The sequence below is a fragment of the uncultured Microbacterium sp. genome (assembly GCF_963521645.1).
Lineage (GTDB): Bacteria > Actinomycetota > Actinomycetes > Actinomycetales > Microbacteriaceae > Microbacterium.
Genome location: NZ_CAUQVQ010000001.1, coordinates 51,604 through 72,872 on the forward strand (window position 1 = coordinate 51,604; position 21,269 = coordinate 72,872).

Below are 21,269 nucleotides of genomic sequence, written 5' to 3' on the forward strand. Positions count from 1 at the left end.
CCTGGGAAAACACGAAAGCCCCCCGGACAACCGGAGGGCTTTCGTCGTTGTGTGACCCCAGCGGGATTCGAACCCGCGTTACCGCCGTGAGAGGGCGGCGTACTAGGCCGCTATACGATGGGGCCGTCTTGCAGAACTTCCGTTCCGCGACAACTGTTCAAGTATGCCATGGCGATTCTGCGCGCGCAAAATCGAGCGGCGCCGCTCCCGAGTCCCGGGCGTGGCGCGCCACGACACGACGATGCCAGACGCGGAGGGCAGGCGTTGACTCGTCTCATGCGCGGCACGACATTCGAACATGCCGCCCTCCGCATCGAGCAGGGCTCCGACGTCCTCCTCATCGATCCCGGCTCCTTCACCACTCCACCGCAGGATCTCAGCGGTCTGGTCGCCGTCGTACTGACCCACGAGCACCCCGACCACTGGACTCCGGAGCACCTCGACCGCATCCTGAGCGCGGCACCGGGGACCCCTGTGTACGCGCCGTCGGGAGTCGCCCGCGCCGCAACCGGCTACGACATCACGGTCGTGGCACCCGGCGATACCGTGGAGGTCGGACGCTTCTCCCTCCGATTCTTCGGCGGCTCTCATGAGGTCATCCACTCGTCGATTCCGACCATCGAGAATGTCGGGGTGCTGGTGAACGAGATCCTGTACTACCCGGGTGACTCCTACGCGGTGCCGGAAGGGGTCGAGGTCGACATCCTCGCCGCCCCGCTCGGCGCCCCCTGGCTGAAGATCGGCGAAGCCATGGACTACGTACTCGCGGTGCGTCCGCGTCGCGCCTTCGGCACGCACGACATGACGCTCTCGGTGGCGGGCAAGACCATGCATCGTCAGCGTCTGCAGTGGGCGACCGAACAGAACGGCGGCGAGTTCCTCGTGTTGGAGCCCGGCGAGTCCATCGACGCCTGATGGCCGACTCACCCGTCGCGGAGATCACTCTCGACGAGTCCGAGGTCCGGGCTCTCCTGCGCACGTCTGCACCGCGCCTCGGCGAGCTGTCGCTGCGCCTGGTCGCGGCAGGCTGGGACAATGCGGTGTGGCGGATCGGCGAGGACTTCGCGCTCCGGCTTCCCCGTCGCGAAGCCGCGGTGGCGCTCGTCGAACACGAACAGCGCGCGCTGGCCGACGTCGGTCCCCGACTCGCCGCCGTCGGCGTGCGCGCTCCGGTGCCGGTGCTGACGGGACGCCCCTCGGACCGTTTCCCGTGGCCGTGGTCGATCGTCCCGTGGATCGAGGGAGAGCACGCACTCGGCATCGAGCGCGACGAGAACGCCGGATGGGCGCAGACTCTCGCCGTCGTCCTCGCGGCTCTGCACCGCACGGCACCCGACGACGCCCCGGTCAACCCGGTCCGCGGAGTCCCGTTGAGGGATCGGCACCACATCATGACGGAGAGGCTCCGCGCGGCCTCCGTGCCTCCCGTCCTCGCGCAGGCATGGCACGACGGGCTCGACGCCGATCCGGCACGCGAGCGTGTGTGGATCCACGGCGACCTGCATCCGGGCAACATCATCGTCCGCGACGGGGTCCTCTTCGGCCTGATCGACTTCGGGGACGTCACCGCCGGAGACCCCGCGTACGATCTCGCCGCCGCATGGTTGCTGTTCGACGGCGCGGGTCATGCGATGTTTCGTCGTGCCACGCGTTCTCGCTACGACGAGGCCACCTGGGTGCGCGCCCGCGCGTGGGCGGCGTACCTCGCCGTCGTCTTCCTGACCCAGATGGACGACCGACCGGACTTTCGCGGGCTCGGATCGAGCACCGCTCTCGCGCTCGCTGAACGCTGAACGCCGACTACTGCGCGCCCCGCACCCGCAGGTCGCGAGCGAGGTGGTCCCGCTGCTCGATCACGATGCGTCGCAACGCCGCCGGTGCGGACTCGTTGGCCGCGAGCCAGGCGTCCACGGCATCGAGCGTGCTCGACGCGGGGAACAGCCCCACCACGAGCCGCTGAGCGATTTCGATGCTCCGCGAGCGCCAGGTCTCGACGATGCGCGCGAAGTACTCGTCGTCGAACCCGGCGATGAGATCGCGTCGACCGCCCGCGCGGATTCCGGCGATCTCGGCATCCAGGTGGTCGTTGCTGAGTCCGTGGTCATTCCACGCGGCATCCCATGCGGCCGCGCGCACGTCGATCTCCGGCCTCGATGCGAGCGCCCGTCGAGCCGCCGTGCGGCCGCTTCCGGTGTCATCGCGCCGCTGTTCCTCGGCGATCTCCGAGGCGCCCGCGTGCCCGGTGGCCACCAGCGACGTCAGCAGCTGCCACCGGAGGTCGGGGTCGACGACCAGGCCCTCGGGCACGTCGGATGCCAGCAGACCGCGGATCTCCCGATGGCGGCTGTCGTCGAACGCTGCGGCGCTCGCGACCGCGCGTGCCCACGAGAGCTGCGCGTCGCTTCCGGCATCCGCCTCCTGCAGTGCCGACCAGGCGGCGTCCATCCAGCTCCGCTGTTCGTCGTCACGACGATCATCGGCGACGTAGTGTCGAATCGCGAAAGCCGCATTGGCGAGAACGCCGACCAACAGCCCGACGTTCGACTCACGTGGCGCGTGAGAGCGCACGATCGAGGTGTACCGGCGGGCGGGCAGCTCGCCGTCACGGGTGGCGTTCCACAGCGCGGACCAGACGACGGCACGGGCGAGCGGATCCTCGATCGACGACAGAGACTCCTCGACAGTGCCGAGAGATTCCTCATCGAGACGCACCTTCGCGTAGGTGAGGTCGTCATCGTTGAGCAGCACCAGATCGGCGTCCGCCAGCTCCACGCGAGTTCGCTCCTCCGCGATGTCGAGGGCGATCTGCTCCCTGCGCACGACCCGTCCGTCGACGCGCTCGTAGAGTCCGATCCGGAGCCGGTGCGGCCGCGCGACGCTCTGTACCAGCGTCGTGTCGGCGCCGTCGCGCTCGAGCCACAGCGTCGAGACCCCGGTGGTCTGCAACCACGCCCGCGACCATTCGGTCATGTCGCGTCCCGACACCGTGCTCAGCTCGACGAGGAAGTCCTCCAGGGTCGTGTTGCCGAAGGCGTTGGCGGCGAAGTAGCGACGAGCACCCTCGAAGAACGCATCGTCGCCGACGAAGGCGACGAGTTGCTTGAGCACCGCGGCGCCCTTCGCGTAGGTGATGCCGTCGAAGTTCAGCTTCGCCGCTTCGAGATCCATGATGTCCGCGACGATCGGATGCGTCGTGGGCAGCTGGTCCTGCTGGTACGCCCACGCCTTGCGGCTCGCGGCGAACTTCACCCAGGCGTCGTGGAATCGCGTCGCCACCGCCGAAGCGTGGGCACCCATGTAGTCGGCGAACGACTCCTTGAGCCAGAGATCGTCCCACCACTTCATGGTCACGAGATCGCCGAACCACATGTGGGCCATCTCGTGCAGGATCGTGTTCGCACGGGCTGCACGCTGCGCATCGGTCGCCGCTCCCCGCGGCAGGTAGGCCTCGGTGAATGTGACGAGTCCCGGATTCTCCATGGCTCCGAGGTTGTACTCGGGGACGAAGATCTGGTCGTACTTGCCCCACGGGTAGGGATACGCGAACGCGTCCGTGAAGAACTCGAGACCCTGACGCGTGATCTCGAGGATCTCATCGGCGTCGAGGTACTGAGCGAGCGACGTGCGGGCGAAGACACCGAGTGCGATCGTCTGGCCGTCGCGCTCCCACTCTCCGTCGACCCGCGCATACGGACCCGCCGCGACCGATGTGATGTAGCTCGAGATCGGAAGGGTGGGAGCGAACTCCACCCTCTGCACGCCGACACCGAGGTCGACCTTCGCCGCCGCTTGATTCGACAGGACCTGCCACCCCGCCGGAGCATCGACGACGAACGTGAAAGGAGCTTTGAGATCAGGCTGCTCGAAGCAGGCCATCACACGGCGCGAATCCGCCGGCTCGTACTGCGTGTACAGATACGTGAGGTCGTCGGCCGGGTCGTGGAAGCGATGCAACCCCTCGCCTGAGCGGCTGTAGGCACCGATCGCTTCGATGCGCACGGTGTTGGACTCCCTCAGGCCGCGAACGGAGATGCGTGCGCCGTCGTACTCGACCTCGTGCTCCGCGCCGTTCACGACGACGCGGTCGACTCTTTCGCCGATGAAGTCCACCCACGTCGAGGCGGCCGTCGAGTCGAACTCGAGGGTCGTGATCGTCGGGAACCCGGTGCGCGCTCTCTCGGGTGCACCGGTCAGATCCAGTTCGACGCGGATGCTTCGCACCGAGAGTGCCGCGGATCGCGCTGCGGTCTCCTCGCGTGTGAGGTTGGCGGTGTCCATACGTCCATCCTTCCACCTGCGGGTCACCGCACCGTCTCCCGCAGGGTGTCCGTGCTCACGCTCCTCGAGCCGGCCGTTCGGCGGTGTCGCGCCCGGTTCGCCGCTCTCACGCGAGAGAGCCCACCCTCAACGCCCGAGCAGCTTGCGGATCGCGGTCTCAGGCGACACGGTGAGGTCGAGGGTTCGACCGCGTGCGTACTGCCGGAACACTCGCGGATCGATGTAGCTCCCGCGCGCCACCGCGAGAGTGTTGCCGAGTGCCGAGGCTGTGGCCTGGACCGCGAGGCGCTCGGCGCGTCGCCGCTCGTTCTTGGTCTCGAGACGACCGATGCGCGCGAGTGCGTCCGCAGCGAGGATCGTTCCGTGCAGCGTGCGGAAGTCCTTCGCGGTGAACGCGGCACCCGTGACCTTCTTGAGATAGCCGTTCACCTCTCCCGAATTCAGACGGACCCGTCGCCGCCCCTTGCGGTAGGCGAGCAGAGGCGCGCGGGGAGAACCGACGGAGAACTCCGTGAGAGCCTCGGCGAGAGGAGCATCCGTGATCTCGATGGAGGCGAGCTGACGACTCTTCGCCGGAAAGCTCAACGACACCGTGCTGCCGTCGATCCGCACGTCGTGACGACGCAGCGTGCTGAGCCCTCGGCTGCCGTTCTTGACGAGGTAGCGCTCGGAGCCGATGCGCAGGGCGGCATCGTCGAGCAGTCTGAAGGCGACGGCGAGAGCGCGCTCGCGGGTCAGGCCGTCCTGGTTGATCGCGCGAGTGACCTGGGCTCGCGCCGACGGCAGCGCTGCGGCCAGGCGAAGCGCCCTCGCGAACTTCCGCTGATCCCGCCCGGCACGCCACAGCGGGTGGTACAGGTACTGTCGCCGTCCGGCGTCGTCGGTGCCCACCGCCTGGATGTGCGCGAGCGGGTCGGCGGCGATCCACACGTCCTTCCACGCCGGCGGGATGACGAGATCGCGGATCCGCTCCCGGTCCGCCTCGGCCACCGGCTGGTCTGCCGCATCGAGATAGCGGAATCCCGATCCGGATCGGATGCGACGGATCCCCGGTTCCTCCCCGGGGACCACTCGTGTCAGTGCCATCGTCGTCTCTCTCCGGCGCTCCTGCCCACTGGGAAGCGTCCGTGCACGAGCATGCTGCGCTCGGGCGATTCGGAGAAGGGCATGGCGTGCGAGCGAGCTCACCTGCTATGCGGGCTGCGTGCTCAGCCGAGGGCCGGCTTCGGCTCGCCGCCGGTGGACGCGTACTCCGTCCCGTCGGCGCGACGTTCGACCAGCTGGTAGTCGACCAGGTATCGGCGAAGCACGGCGACATCGTCGGAATAGGCGTCGAGCCTGCCGTTGACCTCGACCTCGGTGAGGATCTCGCCGTCGGCGAAGACGCGTCGCGCCACCCACGCGAGCAATTCCCCCCGCTCGTCGGGATTGGCGGGGTACTGCCGGATCCGTGTGCCGTCCAGGAACCGCTCGATTCCCTGCTTCTTGGGCACAGCCGCAGACGCGATGACCGCTCGGAAGACGTCGGGAACGAACGCGTGCGTATCCGCGTCGACGAGACCACTGCGCACGACGGCATCGATCACCCGCCGCCGCCGCGACGGCGACATGTCGCCGGTGGCGGAGTCGAGAGTGCTGCCGAGCATCAGCTCGGCGGCGACTCGCCGCGTCTCCGCATTCGCCAGGATCGCGATCAGCGACCGCCACTCGTTCGAACTCGTCATCCCCGGCAACTCCCTCATCGCGGTCACAGACACCCTCGTCACTGACACTCGCGGCGTCCGTCGAGCCGTTCGACGGCGAACACGCTCCGGACACAAGAAAGCCCGCGGAAATCCGCGGGCTTCTACTTGCTGGGGTACCTGGACTCGAACCAAGAATAACGGAACCAGAAACCGTCGTGTTGCCAATTACACCATACCCCAAGGGCGAAACCGGAGCCTCGCACCGAGAGTCAAGCTTACCGGAGCCTCGGCCGTATCGCCAAAACGCCCCGCGCTCTCCGGGCGCGTCGCCCCGCCGCTCCGCCGGCTCAGTTCGCGAGGAACTCCGACAGTGCGCGAAGTCGACGAAGCGACTCGTCCTTGCCCAGCAGCTCCATGGACTCGAAGAGCGGCGGCGAGATGCGACGGCCCGTGATCGCCACACGCGGCGGCCCGTAGGCGACGCGGGGCTTCAGCTCGAGCTTCTCGACGAGGGCGCCGGCAAGAGCCTCCTGGATGTTCGCCGGCGTGAACTCGGTCACCGGCTCGAGGGCCGCGACGCATGCGTCGAGCACGTCGGCGGCGTTCGCCGGCAGGCCCTTGAGCGCATCGGCGTCGTAGGAGACCTCGTCGGTGAAGAGGAATCCGACCATCCCCGGCACCTCGCCCAGCAGCTGCACGCGCTCGTGCACGAGCGGCGCGACGCGGAAGGCCATCACCAGCTGGTCGTGCGTCGGCTCATCGAACAGGCCCGCGGCGGCGAGGTACGGGATCGTCCGCTCCGCGAAGTCCTTCTCCTCCAGCGCACGGATGTGGTCGCCGTTGATCGACTCGGCCTTCTTCTGGTCGAAACGGGCAGGGTTCGGGTTCACATTCACGATGTCGAACGCCGCGGTGAACTCCTCGAGCGAGAACACGTCGCGATCGGGACCGATCGACCAGCCGAGGAGGGCCAGGTAGTTCAGCAGGCCCTCATGGATGAAACCGCGATCGCGGTGCAGGAACAGATCGGCCTGCGGGTCGCGCTTGGAGAGCTTCTTGTTGCCGGTCTCCCCCAGCACGAGCGGCATGTGCGCGAAGCGCGGCACGAAGGTCGTGACCCCCGCTTCGATCAGCGCCGCGTAGAGAGCGAGCTGACGGGCGGTCGAGGGCATCAGGTCCTCTCCGCGGAGCACGTGCGTGATCCCCATCAGCGCATCGTCGACAGGGTTCACGAAGGTGTACAGCGGGATGCCGTTGGGGCGCACGACGACGAAGTCGGGGAAGGAGCCGGCGGGGAAGGTCACCTCGCCGCGGATGAGATCGACGTAGGTGAGATCCTCGTCGGGCACGCGCAGGCGCAGGGCCGGCCGGCGCCCCTCCGCGCGGAATGCCTCGCGCTGCTCATCCGTGAGGTCTCGATCGAAGTTGTCGTATCCGAGCTGCTTCGCACGCCCCGCGGCCTCGTTGCGCGCATCGATCTCCTCCGCCGTCGAGTAGCTCTCGTACAGAGACCCGGAGGCGATCAGCTTGTCGATCACGCCGCGATAGATGTCGTGACGCTCGGACTGCCGATACGGCGCGTGCGGGCCGCCGACCTCGACACCCTCATCCCAGTCGATCTTGAGCCACGTGAGAGCGTCGACGAGCTGTCGGAAGCTCTCCTCGCTGTCGCGTGCGGCGTCGGTGTCCTCGATGCGGAACACCATCTTCCCGCCCGTGTGACGGGCATAGGCCCAGTTGAACAGCGCGGTGCGGACCATGCCGACGTGCGGCAGTCCGGTCGGCGAGGGGCAGAAGCGGACGCGGACGTCGGCGCCACTGGCGGTCGTGGTGAGGGGGTGCGGAGTAGCCATATCCCTCCGATTCTAGTTGTCGCCGCGCTCGCGCCCCATCGTCGGCGTCGGCGTCGTCATCGGCGTCGCTCCGTGTCGGGATCCCGTCACAGCGGGTCATGGACGCTCACCTCGGGTAACAACCGCCTGCTCCGCACCGGCTGGCTCATATCGTGGCGGCAATCCTCACATCGGCGGGCCCACACCAGCGGAAGGCACGAACATGACATTCACGGATACGACGGTGACAGGACTCGACGATCGGTGGCGGAACGCCGACCGACCCCGGACGAGTGCCGAGTGGCTCGACAGGGCTCAGCAGGTCGCCGACATCCTCGCGGTCGACGCTGTCGAGCGCGACCGCGCGAACGCGACTCCTCATGCCGAGGTGCGACTGCTGAAGGACTCCGGGTTGGTCACCCTGCTCGGCCCGACCGCCCACGGCGGCGCCGGCGAGACCTGGGAGACCGCATACAGGATCATCCGCACCGTCGCGCGCGGCGACGGGTCGATCGGCCAGGTGCTCGGTTACCACTACCTCTGGGCGTGGGCGGCGCGACTCGTCGCGACGGACGAGCAGATCACCGCTGTCGAGGAGCTGTACACGTCGAACAACTTCCTCTTCGGAGGCGCCGTCAACCCGCGCGATTCCGATCTGACGATCAGGGAGGACGGTGACGACCTCGTCTTCTCCGGTCGCAAATCCTTCTCGACGGGAGGTCAGATCTCAGACCTCACGGTGCTCGAGGGAGTCCTCGACGGCACCGACACCCACATCTTCGCGATCGTCCCCACCGCACAGGAGGGCATCGTCTTCGGAGGCGATTGGGACAGCCTCGGCCAGCGGCTCACCGAGTCGGGGTCCGTCGAGATCCGCGATGTGCGGGTGCCCTGGGCATCCGCGGCCGGATTCGTCGAACGGGAGTTCACGCCCCTCGTCTACAACACTCTGAACGTTCCGACGATTCAGCTCGTCTTCGCCAACTTCTATCTCGGCATCGCTCAGGGCGCCCTCGAGACCGCATCCGCGTACACGAGGACGACCACCCGGGCATGGCCGTACGGCGGCGACGACAAGGAGCGTGCGACCGAGGAGTGGTACGTGCTCGATGGCTACGGCGACCTGGCATCCAGGCTGTGGGCGGATGAGGCCCTGCTCGACGCCGTCGGCGCAGAGATCAGCGCAGTGCTGCATGCGCCCCGGGAGGAGCTCACGGCCCGCCGCCGAGGCGAGATCGCCGTGCGGATCGCTGCGGGCAAGCTGCGGATCGTCGACGACGGACTGCAGATCGCGACCAAGGTGTTCGAGCTCACGGGCGCCCGCGCATCGGCGAGCTCCGTGGGCCTCGACATCTTCTGGCGCAATCTCCGGACCCACAGCCTGCACGACCCCATCCCCTACAAGAAGCGCGAAGTGGGTGCGTACGTACTGCTCAACGACGTGCCGGAACCGACCTGGTACACCTGATCGCGCGGCGACGCCGCGGGTGTCGCCTCTGCGCTGCGGTGCAAGAGGCGACACCCGCGCCGACGTCACTTCTTCGCCACTCCGAGCGGTGAGAGCACCACGATCGCACCCACCAGGACAGAGGCGGCGATCCCGAGTCCGGCGTACTCGAAATTCGACAGGATCACGCCGGCGAGCACCGCGCCGGCGGCGGCCGACAGACTCATCAGCGAGTCGCTGCGCCCCTGTCGGCGCGTGCGCAGTTCGGGGGCACTCGACTCGGTCAGCAGCGCCGCCCCTGCGACCGTCGCCGCGCTCCATCCCAGGCCGAGCAGGATGAGCGCCACCATCACGCCCCACTCCCGGTCGTTCGCGAACACGGCGAAGGCGAGCGCGCCGCCCGAGAGCAACTGCCCCAGCAGAACGACGCGCAACCGGCCCCAACGGTCCGCCAGGATCCCGAAGAGCGGGGACAGCGCGTACATGCCTCCGACGTGCAGGGCGATGGTGATTCCCACGAGCGCGGACACGTCGGCCGGCGTGGGGGCCATGCCATGTTCTCCGTGGGCCATGTGAGCGAGGTGCACGGGGGTCATCGCCATCACCGACGCCATCACGACGTGCGATCCGGCGACGGCGAACATGGCGTACCGAGCGACGACCGGACGGTCGACGAACACCTCCCCGGTCGCGGCGGCAGCCGCTCTGGCGAGCTTCTGCGCCGCGAGGAGCGGGTCGGGACGCAGCGCCACCAGGTAGAGCACGAGAGCGGCGGATTGAGCGACGAACGAGAAGACGTAGGACCCCGTCTGCGGCGGCATTCCGAGGTACGCACCGATGATCTCTCCGGGGCCGAGCAGCAGCGGACCCGCGACCCCTCCGATCGTCGTCGCCCACACCACGATCGACAGATCGCGTCCCCGGTGTCTCGGAGCCGCGAGATCGGTGGCGGCGAACCGTGACTGCAGGTTGCCGGCGTTGCCCGCGCCGATCATGAGAATGCCGACCAGGAGCAGCGGGAACACGCGCAGCGATGCCGCGAGGATCACGACGGCGATGCCGGTCAGCGCGAAGAGGTTGCCGAGTGTGAGTGCACGGCGTCGTCCGACTCGCGCGGCCAGGCGCGCGAGCGGGATCGCGCACAGCGCAGCACCCAGCGTGACCGACGCCGTCGCGAGCCCCGAGAGCGCGTCGCTGCCCGACAGATCGGCGGCGAGCAGAGCGCCGAGAGAGACCGTCGCCCCGAATGCGATGCCGCCCAGCACCTGACCGACGGAGAGCACCCACACGGTCCTCCGCTGCACAGACGCCTGCTGCGACGCCGTGAGGGCGTCGACGGTCATGACGCGCGCACGGCGTCGCGCACGGTGTTGCGCAGGATACCCAGTCCGGTGATCTCGACCTCGACGGTGTCGCCGGCGACGAGGGCGCCGACGCCCGCAGGCGTGCCCGTGAGGATGACGTCGCCGGGCAGCAGCGTGAACGCCTCCGAGGCGTGTTCGATGATGGTCTCGACCGAGTGGATCATGTCGGACAGCGGCGCGCTCTGCCGCACCTCACCGTTGACGCGAGTCTCGATGGTGGCGGCCGACGGGTCGAAGTCCGTGCTGATCGTCGGACCGAGGGGGCAGAACGTGTCGAAGCCCTTCGCGCGCGCCCACTGGCCGTCCTTGCGCTGCAGGTCTCGTGCGGTGACGTCGTTGGCGATCGTGTAGCCGAGCACGTGATCGAGGGCATCCTCGGCCTTCACGTTCTTCGCGACCCTGCCGATCACGACGGCGAGTTCGCCCTCGTGCTCGATCTGCTCCGAGATCGCGGGGCGCACGATCGCATCCCCCGGGCCGATCACGGCGGTGTTGGGCTTGAGGAACAGCAGCGGCTCCTCGGGGGCGTCTCCGCCCATCTCGGCGGCATGATCGTGATAGTTCTTGCCGACGCACACGATCTTCGAGCGCGGGATCACCGGCGCGAGGATCACCGCATCCGCGATCGGCACTCGGTCACCCGTGGGCTCGTATCCGGCGAAGAGCGGATCGCCCGAGAGGACGACCAGGTCGGTGTCATCGACGATCCCGAAGAGGATGGCGTCGTCGTGGCTGAATCGTGCGATCTTCATCCCCTCAGCCTAGCCAGCGAGCCGAACGAGAAGACCCCGCCGGGCCGGAGGCGCAGCGGGGTCTCGTCGAGCGTCGCGCTCAGGCGTCCAGACGCAGCAGCCAGCCATGCTTGTCTTCCCGGCGTCCGTACTGGATGTCCGTCAGCTCCTCGCGCAGCGAGAGCGCGAGCTCGCCGAGCGGCTGCGGCTCGTCGAAGCCCTCCCCGACGAGCGCGCCGATCGGGGTCACGACGGCCGCCGTGCCGCAGGCGAACACCTCGACGATGTCTCCCGAAGCCACGCCTTCGCGCCACTCGTCGATCGAGATCGGACGCTTCTCGACCGTGTAGCCGCGGTCCTCCGCCAGCTGCAGGAGCGAGTCGCGCGTGATGCCCTCGAGGATGCTGTCGGACTCAGGGGTGACGATCCGGCCGTCCTTGAAGACGAACACCACGTTCATGCCGCCGAGCTCCTCGACGTCGCGGTTCTCGTTCAGGAACACCACCTGGTCGCAGCCCTTCTCGGCCGCGAGAGCCTGCGGCAGCAGGCTCGACGCATAGTTGCCGCCGGTCTTCGCCTTGCCCGTGCCACCGCGTCCGGCACGCGAATGCTCTTCGGACAGCCAGATGCGCACCGGCTTGACGCCGCCGGAGAAGTACGCACCGGCCGGGCTCGCGATCACGTAATAGGCGACCTTCTGCGCGGCGCGCACACCGAGGAATGCCTCCTTGGCGAACATGAAGGGTCGCAGGTAGAGGCTCTGGTCCTCCCCCGACGGGACCCAGCGGCCGTCGACCGCGATCAGCTCGCGCAGCGACTGGATGAAGTACTCGGTCGGGAGCTCGGGCAGTGCGAGCCGTCGAGCGCTGGCCTGCATGCGCGCGGCGTTGCGATCGGGGCGGAACGTGTGGATCGATCCGTCCGCGTGCCGGTAGGCCTTGATGCCTTCGAAGATCTCCTGGGCGTAGTGCAGCACCGATGCGGCCGGGTCGAGCGGGATCGGCCCGTAGGGCTGCACGCGCGGCCGGTGCCACCCTCCCTTGACCGACCAGCAGATGTCGACCATGTGATCCGTGAAGACCACGCCGAAGCCGGGGTTCGCGTGCACCTCTGCGACGCGCGCCGGCGACGCCGCAGTCAGGTTCTTGGTCACCGCGAACTCCAGCGGAGCCGCGGAGGTCTCTGCATCGATCGTCGTCATGTCGTCATTCCGTTCCTTGTGGGTGGGCGCATCATCGCGCCGTTTCAGCCTACGCCTGCCGCTCAGAGCCGCGCGGCGATCGCGGAGCCGATCTCCGCTGTCGTGCGTGCGCCCGAGCGGGCGGCGATGTCGGCCTCGACGGCGGCGCTCACTCGAGCTGATTCCGTGGGGAGACCGAGATGGTCGAGCAGCAGGGCGATCGACAGGATCGCGGCGGTCGGATCGGCCTTCTGCTGCCCCGCGATGTCCGGCGCCGAGCCGTGGACGGGCTCGAACATCGACGGGAAGGTGCCGTCGGGATTGATGTTGCCCGAGGCCGCGAGTCCGATGCCGCCGGTGACGGCTCCCGCGAGGTCTGTCAGGATGTCGCCGAACAGGTTGTCGGTGACGATCACGTCGAAGCGAGAGGGGTCGGTGACGAGGAAGATCGTCGCCGCATCGACGTGCAGGTAGTCTACCGCCACGTCCGGGTGCTCTGCCGCGACCTCGTTCACGACCCGTTGCCAGATCGCTCCGGCGTACACCAGCACGTTGGTCTTGTGCACGAGGGTGACCTTCTTGTGCCGACGTTCGGCGAGATCGAAGGCGTAGCGCACGACGCGCTCGACGCCGAAGGCCGTGTTCACCGAGGTCTCGTTCGCGACCTCGTGCGGCGTGCCCGTGCGGATCGCACCGCCGTTGCCGACGTACGGACCCTCGGTGCCCTCTCGGACGACGACGAAGTCGATCTCGCCCGGGTTCGCGAGCGGGCCGGCGGCACCGGTGAACAGCTTCGACGGACGAAGGTTCACGTAGTGGTCGAGAGTGAAGCGAAGCCTCAGCAGCAGCCCTCGCTCGATGTTCGCGTCCTTGAGGCGTGGGTCGCCGGGCGTCCCCCCGACCGCACCGAGCAGGATCGCATCGTGTTCGGAGATCGCCTGCAGGTCATCGTCCGTGAGGGTGTCGCCGGTCTCCAGGAACCGCGCGGCGCCGAGCGAGAAGCGCGTCTTGTCGAACGTCACGTCACTGGATGCGGTGACGGCGTCGAGCACCTTCTCGGCCTCGGCGACGACCTCTGGGCCGATTCCGTCACCGGGGATGACGGCCAGCTTCACGACACGCGACATGACACTCCTTGCATCGGGATGGACCGGCCGCCGCTCGGAGGCATGCCGAGCGGGCCGGTCCCCCCAGCGTACTGGTCAGTGCGAGGGGCTCGTACGCAGCGTGACGGCGGCGATCGCCCCGGCGAGGACGACGAGCCCTGCGCCGATGAGCGACGTCACGAGCACGCCGGATCCGAACGCGGCGGATGCCGCGCCCCACAGCGCGTCGCCGAGCTCGGCGGGGAGCTCCTGCGCCGCCGTGTAGGCGCCGGCGAGAGTCTCCTTCGCGGCGTGCGCCGCCTCCGCAGGGATGCCGGCAGGGATCGCCAGCGCCCCGCGGTAGAACGCGGTGATCAGTCCGCCGAGGACGGCGGTGCCGAGCACGGCCCCCAGCTCGTACGCCGTCTCGGACACAGCACTGGCCGCGCCGGCCTTCTCGGCCGGTGCGCTGGAGAGGATCAGCTCGTTCGAGATCGTCTCCGCCGCCCCGATGCCGATTCCCAGCACCACGAAGGCGAGGATGAGGGGCGCGACGCCGTGATCGGCCGTCGTGAAGGCGACGAGGAGATATCCGGTCACGGAGAACGCGAGACCGGCGGGAACGAGCACGTGCGGACGGACCCGTCTCGAGATCGGTACCACCGAGAGCCCGGCGACGATCATCGCGAGCATTCCGGGCACGAGCGCGGCGCCGGCGATCATCGGCGACAGACCCAGGACCAGCTGCAGGTGCTGGGAGACGAAGTAGAGGAACCCCACGAGCGCGACGACGCTGAGCAGGTTGACGAGGATCGCTCCGGAGAACGACCCTCTGCGGAACAGCGCCATGTCGAGCATCGGGATGTCGGAACGCAGCTGACGCCGCACGAAGAGGCAGCCCATCACGATGCCGAGCAGAGCCCAGCCCCCGACGGTCACGCTGGGTCCGTCGACCGCGAGCGACTTGATCGCGTACACGACAGGGATCATCGCGGCCATCGACAGGACGATGCTGACGATGTCGATGCGGCCCGGGTGGGGATCGCGGCTCTCCGGCACGAGCAAGGGTGCCGCGACCAGCAGGGGGATCAGGACGGGCACGGCGATGAGGAACACCGATCCCCAGTCGAAGTGCTCGAGCAGGAAACCGCCCACGATCGGCCCGAGCGCCGAGCCCGCGGAGAACGCGGATGCCCAGACCGCGATGGCGAGACGACGCTGGTCGCGGTTCGTGAAGATCGAGCGCAGCAGTGACAGCGTCGACGGCATCAGCATCGCGCCGAACAGGCCCAGGAGCGCTCTGGCGGCGATCAGCAGTCCGGCGGTGGGCGCGAAAGCAGCGAGAGCCGAGACTGCGGCGAAGCCGGTGGCGCCGATCAGCAGCATCCGGCGCCGTCCGAAGCGGTCCCCCAGCGTGCCCATCGTGACGAGCAGTCCTGCCAGAACCAGCGGGTAGACGTCGATGATCCACAGCTGCTCCGCCCCGGTCGGCGACAGCGCCATCGATATCTCGGGCAGCGCGAAGCTCAGCACCGTGTTGTCGACCGACACCAGGAGCACGGGAAGCATGAGTACGACGAGCGCGGCCCAGCCGCGTGCTCCGACGCGGGGGGAATCCGTCTCCGTCGTCGGGACCGACGCAGTGCGGGTCATGGAACACCTCTCAGGATCTCGACGGCCTGATTACTAAACCGTCCGGATGGTATAGTAACAGAATCGATACGCGTCCGCGCTACTGTGATCGAGACGAACAGAGGACCCCCGATGCCCAGACCTCCCCTCGCGCGCGAACGCGTTCTCGACGCCTTCGAATCGATCGTGATCGACGAGGGGGTGCGCGCGGCCACACTCGACGCGACGGCCAAGGGCGCCGGCGTCTCGAAGGGCGGCCTCCTCTACCATTTCGCCTCGAAGGAGGAGCTCGCGGCAGGCTTGATCGACCGCCTGGACGCGCTCACCACTCTCGATCTCGAGCGGATGACGGGGGCGGAAGAGGGTCCGGTCGCCTACTACGTGCGCACCTCGGTCATGGAGGACGACGCGCTAGACCGTGCGCTCATCGCCGCGACCCGTCTCGCTCAGGGCGGCTCGGCCCCCGCTGCCGACGCACTGCGGCGGAACCGGGACCGATGGGCCGACGCGATCCGCCCCCACGTGCGCGACGCCGCGAGCCTCGATCTCGTGATGCTGCTGAGCGACGGCCTGTATTTCAACAACTCGCTCGATGTGCACGGGCCCGAACGCCTCGTGCCTCGCAGCGACGAACTCGCGGACCTGATCTCGCTCGTGCTGCGGGCGACCGCTCCCTGAGAAGATCCCCACGAACGAGAGCGGGAGGGGCCGCCGTTCGGCCGCCCCTCCCGCTCTCGTCGAGGGGATCTCCCCGCTCAGACCTCGGTGATCTCGATCTGACGGAAGAGGTCGGCGTCGATCGCCGAGCTCACCTCGTCGAGAAGCTCATCCGAGACCGGGGAGTCGAGCGTCACGACGCTGAGCGCCTGATCGCCGGCGCCGAGACGCGAGATCTGCATACCCGCGATGTTCACGCCCGCCTCGCCGAACTTCTGACCGTAGACGGCGACGATTCCGGGGCGGTCGGTGTAGAGCATCACGACGTGGTGCTTCTCGATGGGCAGCTCGAGGGCGTGTCCATTGATGCCGACCAGCTTCTCCGCCTGCTTGGGCCCCGTGAGGGTGCCTGAGACCGAGAGCTGCGAGCCGTCGGAGAGCGCGCCGCTGAGGGTGATCACGTTGCGGTACTCGTCGCTGACGTCGTCCTTGAGCAGACGCACCGCGATGCCGCGCTGCTCGGCGAGCAGCGGTGCGTTCACGTACGACACCGTCTCGCTGACGATGTTCGTGAACACGCCCTTGAGCGCTGCGAGCTTGAGGACACTGACGTCGTAGTCGTTCAGCTCGCCGTGCACCTCGACGTCGAGGCTCGTGAGCGGCGACGTGGCGAGCGCGGCGAAGATCTGGCCGAGCTTCTCGACGAGCGAGATGCCGGGGCGCACGTACGGGTCGATCACACCGCCGGCGACGTTGACGGCGTCCGGCACGAGGTCGCCGCCGAGCGCGAGACGGACGGAGCGAGCGACCGACACACCGGCCTTCTCCTGCGCCTCCTCGGTGCTGGCGCCCAGGTGCGGCGTGACGACGACGTTCGGGAGGTCGAGCAGTCGGCGAGCCGTGCCGCCCTCGGCCGGGGGCTCGGACGTGAACACGTCGAGTCCTGCACCCGCGATCTCACCCGCGACGAGCGCGTCGTGAAGAGCCTCTTCGTCGATGAGCCCGCCACGAGCGACGTTGACGACGAACGCCGTCGGCTTCATGGCCGAGAACTGCTCGGCACCGATCATGCCGGTCGTCTCCGGCGTCTTCGGCATGTGGATCGTGAGGAAGTCCGACTCTGCGACGAGCTCGTCGAGCGACAGGAGCTGCACTCCGAGCTGCTGAGCACGTGCGGAGGTGACGTACGGGTCGTACGCGACGACGCGCATGTCGAACGCCGCGAGACGCGCGGCGACGAGAGCGCCGATGCGACCGAGACCGATGATGCCGACGGTCTTCTCGAACAGCTCGGCACCCGTGAACGAACTGCGCTTCCACTGCCCTGCGGCGAGAGACGCATGCGCGGCAGGGATACGGCGGGCGAGGCTGAGGATGTGTCCGACGGTGAGCTCGGCGGCGGAGACGATGTTCGAGGTCGGTGCGTTGACGACCATGACACCGGCGGTCGTGGCGGCCTTGATGTCGACGTTGTCGAGACCGACGCCGGCTCGCGCGACGACCTTGAGCTTCGGCGCGTGCGCCAGCGCCTCCTCATCGATCCGGGTCGCCGAGCGGATCAGCACGGCATCGGCGTCGGCGAGCGACGAGAAGAGCGCCTCGCGATCGGTGCCGTCGACGGTGCGGACGTCGAAGTCGGGGCCGAGGGCCTCGATCGTGGCGGGAGAGAGAACTTCGGCGAGGAGCACGACGGGCTTCGGCACAGGGATCCTTCGGGGCAGCGCGACAGGGGGCCGATGCGCCGCACACCGTGGGGGCGCGATCACTTCAACTGTACCCGAGCGCTCTCGCTGCTCCGTGCCGTGTGACGCCGCCGGTCACGGCGAGACGGTCACGAGGTCCGACATGTTGAGGATGCTGTAGCCGATCAGGCTGAGCCAGAACACCGCCACGACGCCGAGACCCGCCAGGAGCACGAGCCCGAGTTCGCCCGAGTTGCGGCGTCTGCCGATCGCATAGGCGAACACGAACACGATCGCGGGGAACACGACGCCGAACAGCAGCGTCACCCAGCCGACAGCGGTCAGACCGTTCTGCGCCATCGTGATCAGGTGCGCCACCGCGTTCCAGATCGCATAGGCGTAGAACAGCCCGGCCGTTCCGAGAACCAGCGCGCTGAGCCACCGCGGCGACCCCGCGTTCGCCGTCGACTCCGCGTCGATCCGGCTCATGATCCGATCACCCCCACCGTCACGAACGGCCAAGGCACGAGCAGGACGACTCCGACGAGCAGCAGAGCGATGCGGGTCCATCCCGCCCGCCCTCTGGTCAGCACCCACACGGCGAGGAACCACAGCGCGGGAGCAGCAACGGCGAGGATGAACCACGGCACGTACATCGCGTCTGCGACGATCAGATTCGCGAGAGGCTTGAGCCGGAGCCCGCCGACGACCCATCCGATGCTGTACAGGAGGTACACGCCTCCGACGACTCCCAGCGTGAGGAGCAGTGCGGCGCCGAGCGGTGCGGCCTCTTCCCCGTCCGGCGCGTCGACGCCGTCGCCCGCCTCGACGTGTCCCACTCCCTCGCTCCCCCGGCCGACGGCGTTCCAGCCGTCCGGGAGCGCTGCATCATGGGAGCGGACTCCGGAGCCGGGTGCCTCGTTCGCGGAGCCTTTCGGTGCGCGCAGCGTCGACTCTGCGCCGTCGTCTCCGTCCCATGACAGGGCCTCGTCGGAATCGGAAGTCATGTCTCCAGCGTATGACACCGTGTCCACTATGCTCGGGGCATCTGGGCCAGCAGGCCCCCTCCGGAAGGACAGCCAGTGGCCGAGCAGAACAAGAAGGTCGACCAGAGCACACCGGGCGGAAGCGGGGAACCGGCCGCCGGATGGACGCCCACGCCCGCAGCGAGATCGAAGGCGACGAGCTTCCGGTGGATCGCCGTCGCACTGTGGGTGCTGGCGATCACCGCCGAAGCGGTCTCGATCTTCTGGCTGCTCCGTCAACGCGTGTACGTCGGCGAAGACGGCACGCTCGTACGCGATCCCGACACGGGGCTCCTCGAGGAACAGGGAGTCACGGCTCAGTTCCCGCAGTGGGCGTTCATCACGCTCCTCGTTCTGCTCGTCGTCATCGCGGCGTTCGCCATCACCGGGTCGATCCTGTGGAAGAAGGCGAACCGGCTCGATCCCGCACGCAGGTCGGAGACGCTCCGATTCTTCGTGCAGAACCAGCTCGGCGCGATCATCGCGATCGTCGCGTTCCTCCCCCTCATCATCCTGATCTTCCTGAATAAGGACATGGACAAGGGACAGAAGGCCACCGCCGGGATCGTCGGCATCGTGCTCGCGGTGGTCGCGACCGTGGTCGGCGTCGATTTCAGCCCGCCCTCCGTCGAGCAGTACACGGCAGATCAGTCGGCCGTGATCCAGCTGCTCGGCAAGGACGAGGTCGTGTGGGTCGACGGCGGGGCCGTCTACCATGTGTGCGACGAAGTCTCCGACATCCAGACCGGCAGCGAGAAGCGCACCGGTACGACAGCTGAAGCCGTCGAAGCCGGCAAGATCCGCCTCACCCTGAAGTTCGCCTCCGAGCTGCGCGCCTGCGGCCTCGCCGTGCCCGAGAACGCCGACGACATCGAGGCCGCGCTGCGTGAGATCCAGGGCGGAGCAGTCGACACGCTGCTCCCCGCGCCGGTGTGGGCCGACCCCGCCGACGCGCCGATCGAGGTCGAGGACGCGACCCCGTCCGAGTGACTCCCGCGCGTACGACGACGGGCCCGGTGCGATGTGCACCGGGCCCGTCGTGTCGAGCGTCGTCGGATCAGCGCGCAGCGCTGCCGTCGACGTAGTCCTCGTCCTGCTGCTTCCATGCGAAGAGCGAACGCAGCTCCTTGCCGGTGGCCTCGATGGGGTGAGTCTCCTCCTTGGCACGCAGCGCGAGGAACTCCTCGGCTCCGTTGTCCTGGTCATCGATGAAGCGCTTGGCGAAGTTGCCGTTCTGGATGTCGGCGAGGATCGCCTTCATCGACTCCTTGACCTCGGGGGTCACGACGCGCGGGCCCGAGACGTAGTCGCCGTACTCCGCCGTGTCGGAGACCGACCAGCGCTGCTTGGCGATGCCGCCCTCCCACATGAGGTCGACGATCAGCTTCAGCTCGTGCAGGACCTCGAAGTACGCGATCTGCGGCTGGTACCCCGCCTCGGTCAGGGTCTCGAAGCCGGCCTGCACGAGGTGGCTGACGCCACCGCACAGCACGGCCTGCTCGCCGAAGAGGTCGGTCTCGGTCTCTTCCGTGAAGGTCGTCTTGATGACGCCCGCACGCGTTCCGCCGATGGCCTTCGCGTACGAGAGAGCGGTCGCCCAGGCGTTGCCCGATGCGTCGCGCTCGACGGCGATGATGTCGGGGATGCCGCGACCCGCGACGAACTCACGACGGACGGTGTGACCGGGTGCCTTCGGAGCGACGAGGATCACGTCGACGCCCTCGGGGGCGTCGATGTAGCCGAAGCGGATGTTGAAGCCGTGCGCGAAGGCGAGCGTCTTGCCCTCGGTGAGGTTCGGTGCGATGGACTCGCTGTAGATCGTGCGCTGGTGCTGGTCCGGCGCCAGGATCATGATGAGGTCGGCCCACTGCGTCGCGTCAGCGACGGACTTGACCGCGAATCCGGCCTCCTCCGCCTTCGGCGCCGACTTCGACCCCTCCTTGAGGGCGATCGCGACCTCGACACCCGAGTCGCGAAGGTTCTGCGCGTGCGCGTGACCCTGCGAGCCGTAGCCGACGATGGCGACCTTCTTGCCCTGGATGATCGACAGATCGGCGTCTGCGTCGTAGAAGATCTCGGTGCTCACTGGTTTCTCTCCTTGATTGATGCGTTTCGTCTCGCTTCGCTCGCTCAACGAACGGCGAAGATTTTTCTGGATGATCAGCCGCGCAGGACGCGCTCGGTGATGCTCTTGCCGCCGCGACCGATGGCCAGAAGACCCGACTGGGCGATCTCCTTGATGCCGAACGGCTCGAGTGCGCGCAGCATGGCGTCGACCTTGCCCCGGTCCCCGGTGACCTCGATCACGAGCGCGTCGGACGCGTAGTCGACCACGGAGGCGCGGAACAGGTTGGCGACCTCGATCACGTTCGACCGCGTGGCGTTGTCGGTGCGCACCTTCACGAGCATGTGCTCGCGCTGCACCGACGTCGGGAAGTCGAGCTCGACGATCTTGATGACATTGATCAGCTTGTTCAGCTGCTTGGTCACCTGCTCGAGGGGCAGGTCCTCGAGGTCGACGACCACCGTGATGCGAGAGATGCCCGGCACCTCGGTCACACCCACCGCGAGCGAGTCGATGTTGAAGCCGCGACGGGCGAACAGGCCCGCGACTCGGGTCAGCAGTCCGGGAGTGTTCTCCACCAGGAGGCTCAGCACGTGAGTCGACATG

At 68.1% G+C, this 21,269-nt stretch carries 19 protein-coding genes and 2 tRNA genes; 5 read left to right on the forward strand and 16 right to left on the reverse strand.

Annotation, left to right across the window (positions count from 1 at the left end; translation table 11 throughout):
* Nucleotides 1-52: 52 nt before the first annotated feature.
* A tRNA-Glu gene (locus tag RWO82_RS00275) sits at nucleotides 53-125 on the reverse strand.
* A gap of 151 nt (nucleotides 126-276) precedes the next feature.
* On the opposite strand from RWO82_RS00275, the gene RWO82_RS00280 reads away from it, so the two are divergent.
* Both RWO82_RS00280 and RWO82_RS00285 read left to right on the forward strand, forming a co-directional pair.
* Complete coding sequence (locus RWO82_RS00280) at nucleotides 277-915, forward strand: MBL fold metallo-hydrolase (protein ID WP_314422046.1); 639 nt, start codon at nucleotides 277-279, stop codon at nucleotides 913-915.
* On the forward strand, nucleotides 915-1,793 hold the full coding sequence (locus RWO82_RS00285) for an aminoglycoside phosphotransferase family protein (RefSeq protein ID WP_314422048.1): 879 nt from the start codon (nucleotides 915-917) through the stop codon (nucleotides 1,791-1,793). Before RWO82_RS00280 ends, RWO82_RS00285 begins: the two co-directional genes overlap by 1 nt.
* Nucleotides 1,794-1,800: 7 nt before the next feature.
* Here the strand turns inward: RWO82_RS00285 and pepN are convergent, their stop codons facing one another.
* From pepN to gltX, 5 genes are all read right to left on the reverse strand, one after another.
* Nucleotides 1,801-4,278: an aminopeptidase N gene (gene pepN, locus RWO82_RS00290; RefSeq protein ID WP_314422049.1), complete on the reverse strand. Its 2,478-nt coding sequence runs from the start codon at nucleotides 4,276-4,278 to the stop codon at nucleotides 1,801-1,803.
* Nucleotides 4,279-4,404: 126 nt separating this feature from the next.
* Nucleotides 4,405-5,364 carry a DNA topoisomerase IB gene (locus tag RWO82_RS00295; RefSeq protein ID WP_314422050.1) on the reverse strand — a complete coding sequence of 320 codons (960 nt, stop codon included), beginning with the start codon at nucleotides 5,362-5,364 and terminating at the stop codon, nucleotides 4,405-4,407.
* Nucleotides 5,365-5,486: 122 nt separating this feature from the next.
* Nucleotides 5,487-6,002: a DUF2087 domain-containing protein gene (locus RWO82_RS00300; protein WP_314422051.1), complete on the reverse strand. Its 516-nt coding sequence runs from the start codon at nucleotides 6,000-6,002 to the stop codon at nucleotides 5,487-5,489.
* A 129-nt stretch (nucleotides 6,003-6,131) separates the two neighbouring features.
* A tRNA-Gln gene (locus RWO82_RS00305) sits at nucleotides 6,132-6,203 on the reverse strand.
* Nucleotides 6,204-6,310: 107 nt separating this feature from the next.
* A complete protein-coding gene (gene gltX, locus RWO82_RS00310) occupies nucleotides 6,311-7,816 on the reverse strand; it encodes a glutamate--tRNA ligase (RefSeq protein WP_314422052.1) in 1,506 nt (501 codons plus the stop codon).
* Nucleotides 7,817-8,018: 202 nt separating this feature from the next.
* Here gltX and RWO82_RS00315 point away from each other — a divergent pair, with 202 nt between their 5' ends.
* Nucleotides 8,019-9,263 carry an acyl-CoA dehydrogenase family protein gene (locus RWO82_RS00315; RefSeq protein ID WP_314422053.1) on the forward strand — a complete coding sequence of 415 codons (1,245 nt, stop codon included), beginning with the start codon at nucleotides 8,019-8,021 and terminating at the stop codon, nucleotides 9,261-9,263.
* A gap of 65 nt (nucleotides 9,264-9,328) precedes the next feature.
* Here the strand turns inward: RWO82_RS00315 and RWO82_RS00320 are convergent, their stop codons facing one another.
* The 5 genes from RWO82_RS00320 to RWO82_RS00340 form a co-directional block, all read right to left on the reverse strand.
* Nucleotides 9,329-10,585 (reverse strand): MFS transporter, encoded by a 1,257-nt coding sequence (locus tag RWO82_RS00320; RefSeq protein WP_314422054.1) that lies wholly within the window; start codon nucleotides 10,583-10,585, stop codon nucleotides 9,329-9,331.
* Nucleotides 10,582-11,358 (reverse strand): fumarylacetoacetate hydrolase family protein, encoded by a 777-nt coding sequence (locus RWO82_RS00325; protein WP_314422055.1) that lies wholly within the window; start codon nucleotides 11,356-11,358, stop codon nucleotides 10,582-10,584. The genes RWO82_RS00320 and RWO82_RS00325 overlap by 4 nt, the downstream gene beginning before the upstream one ends.
* A 79-nt stretch (nucleotides 11,359-11,437) precedes the next feature.
* Nucleotides 11,438-12,538, reverse strand: coding sequence for a branched-chain amino acid aminotransferase (locus RWO82_RS00330; RefSeq protein WP_314422057.1), 1,101 nt, complete (start codon nucleotides 12,536-12,538; stop codon nucleotides 11,438-11,440).
* Nucleotides 12,539-12,600: 62 nt separating this feature from the next.
* Nucleotides 12,601-13,644, reverse strand: a complete 1,044-nt coding sequence (locus RWO82_RS00335) for a 3-isopropylmalate dehydrogenase (RefSeq protein ID WP_314422059.1) — start codon at nucleotides 13,642-13,644, stop codon at nucleotides 12,601-12,603.
* A gap of 75 nt (nucleotides 13,645-13,719) precedes the next feature.
* Complete coding sequence (locus tag RWO82_RS00340) at nucleotides 13,720-15,255, reverse strand: MFS transporter (protein ID WP_314422061.1); 1,536 nt, start codon at nucleotides 15,253-15,255, stop codon at nucleotides 13,720-13,722.
* 111 nt (nucleotides 15,256-15,366) lie between these two features.
* Between RWO82_RS00340 and RWO82_RS00345 the strand changes: the two genes are divergently transcribed.
* The gene (locus tag RWO82_RS00345; RefSeq protein WP_314422062.1) at nucleotides 15,367-15,912 is read left to right on the forward strand and encodes a helix-turn-helix domain-containing protein; all 546 of its coding nucleotides are present in this window, start codon (nucleotides 15,367-15,369) and stop codon (nucleotides 15,910-15,912) included.
* Between the two features lie 77 nt (nucleotides 15,913-15,989).
* Here the strand turns inward: RWO82_RS00345 and serA are convergent, their stop codons facing one another.
* From serA to RWO82_RS00360, 3 genes are all read right to left on the reverse strand, one after another.
* Entirely contained in the window at nucleotides 15,990-17,594 is a 1,605-nt protein-coding gene (gene serA / locus RWO82_RS00350; protein ID WP_314422063.1) for a phosphoglycerate dehydrogenase, read from the reverse strand.
* A gap of 114 nt (nucleotides 17,595-17,708) precedes the next feature.
* Entirely contained in the window at nucleotides 17,709-18,062 is a 354-nt protein-coding gene (locus RWO82_RS00355; protein WP_314422064.1) for a hypothetical protein, read from the reverse strand.
* On the reverse strand, nucleotides 18,059-18,580 hold the full coding sequence (locus tag RWO82_RS00360) for a hypothetical protein (protein WP_314422065.1): 522 nt from the start codon (nucleotides 18,578-18,580) through the stop codon (nucleotides 18,059-18,061). The genes RWO82_RS00355 and RWO82_RS00360 overlap by 4 nt, the downstream gene beginning before the upstream one ends.
* 75 nt (nucleotides 18,581-18,655) lie before the next feature.
* Between RWO82_RS00360 and RWO82_RS00365 the strand changes: the two genes are divergently transcribed.
* Nucleotides 18,656-19,588 (forward strand): hypothetical protein, encoded by a 933-nt coding sequence (locus RWO82_RS00365; RefSeq protein ID WP_314422066.1) that lies wholly within the window; start codon nucleotides 18,656-18,658, stop codon nucleotides 19,586-19,588.
* 67 nt (nucleotides 19,589-19,655) lie between these two features.
* Here RWO82_RS00365 and ilvC read toward each other — a convergent pair whose 3' ends face one another.
* On the reverse strand, nucleotides 19,656-20,705 hold the full coding sequence (gene ilvC / locus RWO82_RS00370) for a ketol-acid reductoisomerase (RefSeq protein ID WP_314422242.1): 1,050 nt from the start codon (nucleotides 20,703-20,705) through the stop codon (nucleotides 19,656-19,658).
* A gap of 53 nt (nucleotides 20,706-20,758) precedes the next feature.
* Complete coding sequence (gene ilvN, locus RWO82_RS00375) at nucleotides 20,759-21,268, reverse strand: acetolactate synthase small subunit (protein ID WP_056278631.1); 510 nt, start codon at nucleotides 21,266-21,268, stop codon at nucleotides 20,759-20,761.
* Nucleotide 21,269 lies beyond the last annotated feature (1 nt).

Excerpts from the sequence above, each read along its gene's own strand:
- RWO82_RS00360 (WP_314422065.1), bottom strand. The coding sequence starts at position 18,580 with ATGACTTCCGATTCCGACGAGGCCCTGTCATGGGACGGAGACGACGGC.
- RWO82_RS00300 (WP_314422051.1), bottom strand. The coding sequence starts at position 6,002 with ATGACGAGTTCGAACGAGTGGCGGTCGCTGATCGCGATCCTGGCGAAT.
- RWO82_RS00280 (WP_314422046.1), top strand. The coding sequence starts at position 277 with ATGCGCGGCACGACATTCGAACATGCCGCCCTCCGCATCGAGCAGGGC.
- RWO82_RS00330 (WP_314422057.1), bottom strand. The coding sequence starts at position 12,538 with ATGACGACGATCGATGCAGAGACCTCCGCGGCTCCGCTGGAGTTCGCG.
- ilvN (WP_056278631.1), bottom strand. The coding sequence starts at position 21,268 with ATGTCGACTCACGTGCTGAGCCTCCTGGTGGAGAACACTCCCGGACTG.
- RWO82_RS00335 (WP_314422059.1), bottom strand. The coding sequence starts at position 13,644 with ATGTCGCGTGTCGTGAAGCTGGCCGTCATCCCCGGTGACGGAATCGGC.
- RWO82_RS00285 (WP_314422048.1), top strand. The coding sequence starts at position 915 with ATGGCCGACTCACCCGTCGCGGAGATCACTCTCGACGAGTCCGAGGTC.
- RWO82_RS00345 (WP_314422062.1), top strand. The coding sequence starts at position 15,367 with ATGCCCAGACCTCCCCTCGCGCGCGAACGCGTTCTCGACGCCTTCGAA.
- RWO82_RS00295 (WP_314422050.1), bottom strand. The coding sequence starts at position 5,364 with ATGGCACTGACACGAGTGGTCCCCGGGGAGGAACCGGGGATCCGTCGC.
- RWO82_RS00355 (WP_314422064.1), bottom strand. The coding sequence starts at position 18,062 with ATGAGCCGGATCGACGCGGAGTCGACGGCGAACGCGGGGTCGCCGCGG.
- RWO82_RS00325 (WP_314422055.1), bottom strand. The coding sequence starts at position 11,358 with ATGAAGATCGCACGATTCAGCCACGACGACGCCATCCTCTTCGGGATC.
- RWO82_RS00340 (WP_314422061.1), bottom strand. The coding sequence starts at position 15,255 with ATGACCCGCACTGCGTCGGTCCCGACGACGGAGACGGATTCCCCCCGC.
- RWO82_RS00315 (WP_314422053.1), top strand. The coding sequence starts at position 8,019 with ATGACATTCACGGATACGACGGTGACAGGACTCGACGATCGGTGGCGG.
- pepN (WP_314422049.1), bottom strand. The coding sequence starts at position 4,278 with ATGGACACCGCCAACCTCACACGCGAGGAGACCGCAGCGCGATCCGCG.
- RWO82_RS00320 (WP_314422054.1), bottom strand. The coding sequence starts at position 10,585 with ATGACCGTCGACGCCCTCACGGCGTCGCAGCAGGCGTCTGTGCAGCGG.
- gltX (WP_314422052.1), bottom strand. The coding sequence starts at position 7,816 with ATGGCTACTCCGCACCCCCTCACCACGACCGCCAGTGGCGCCGACGTC.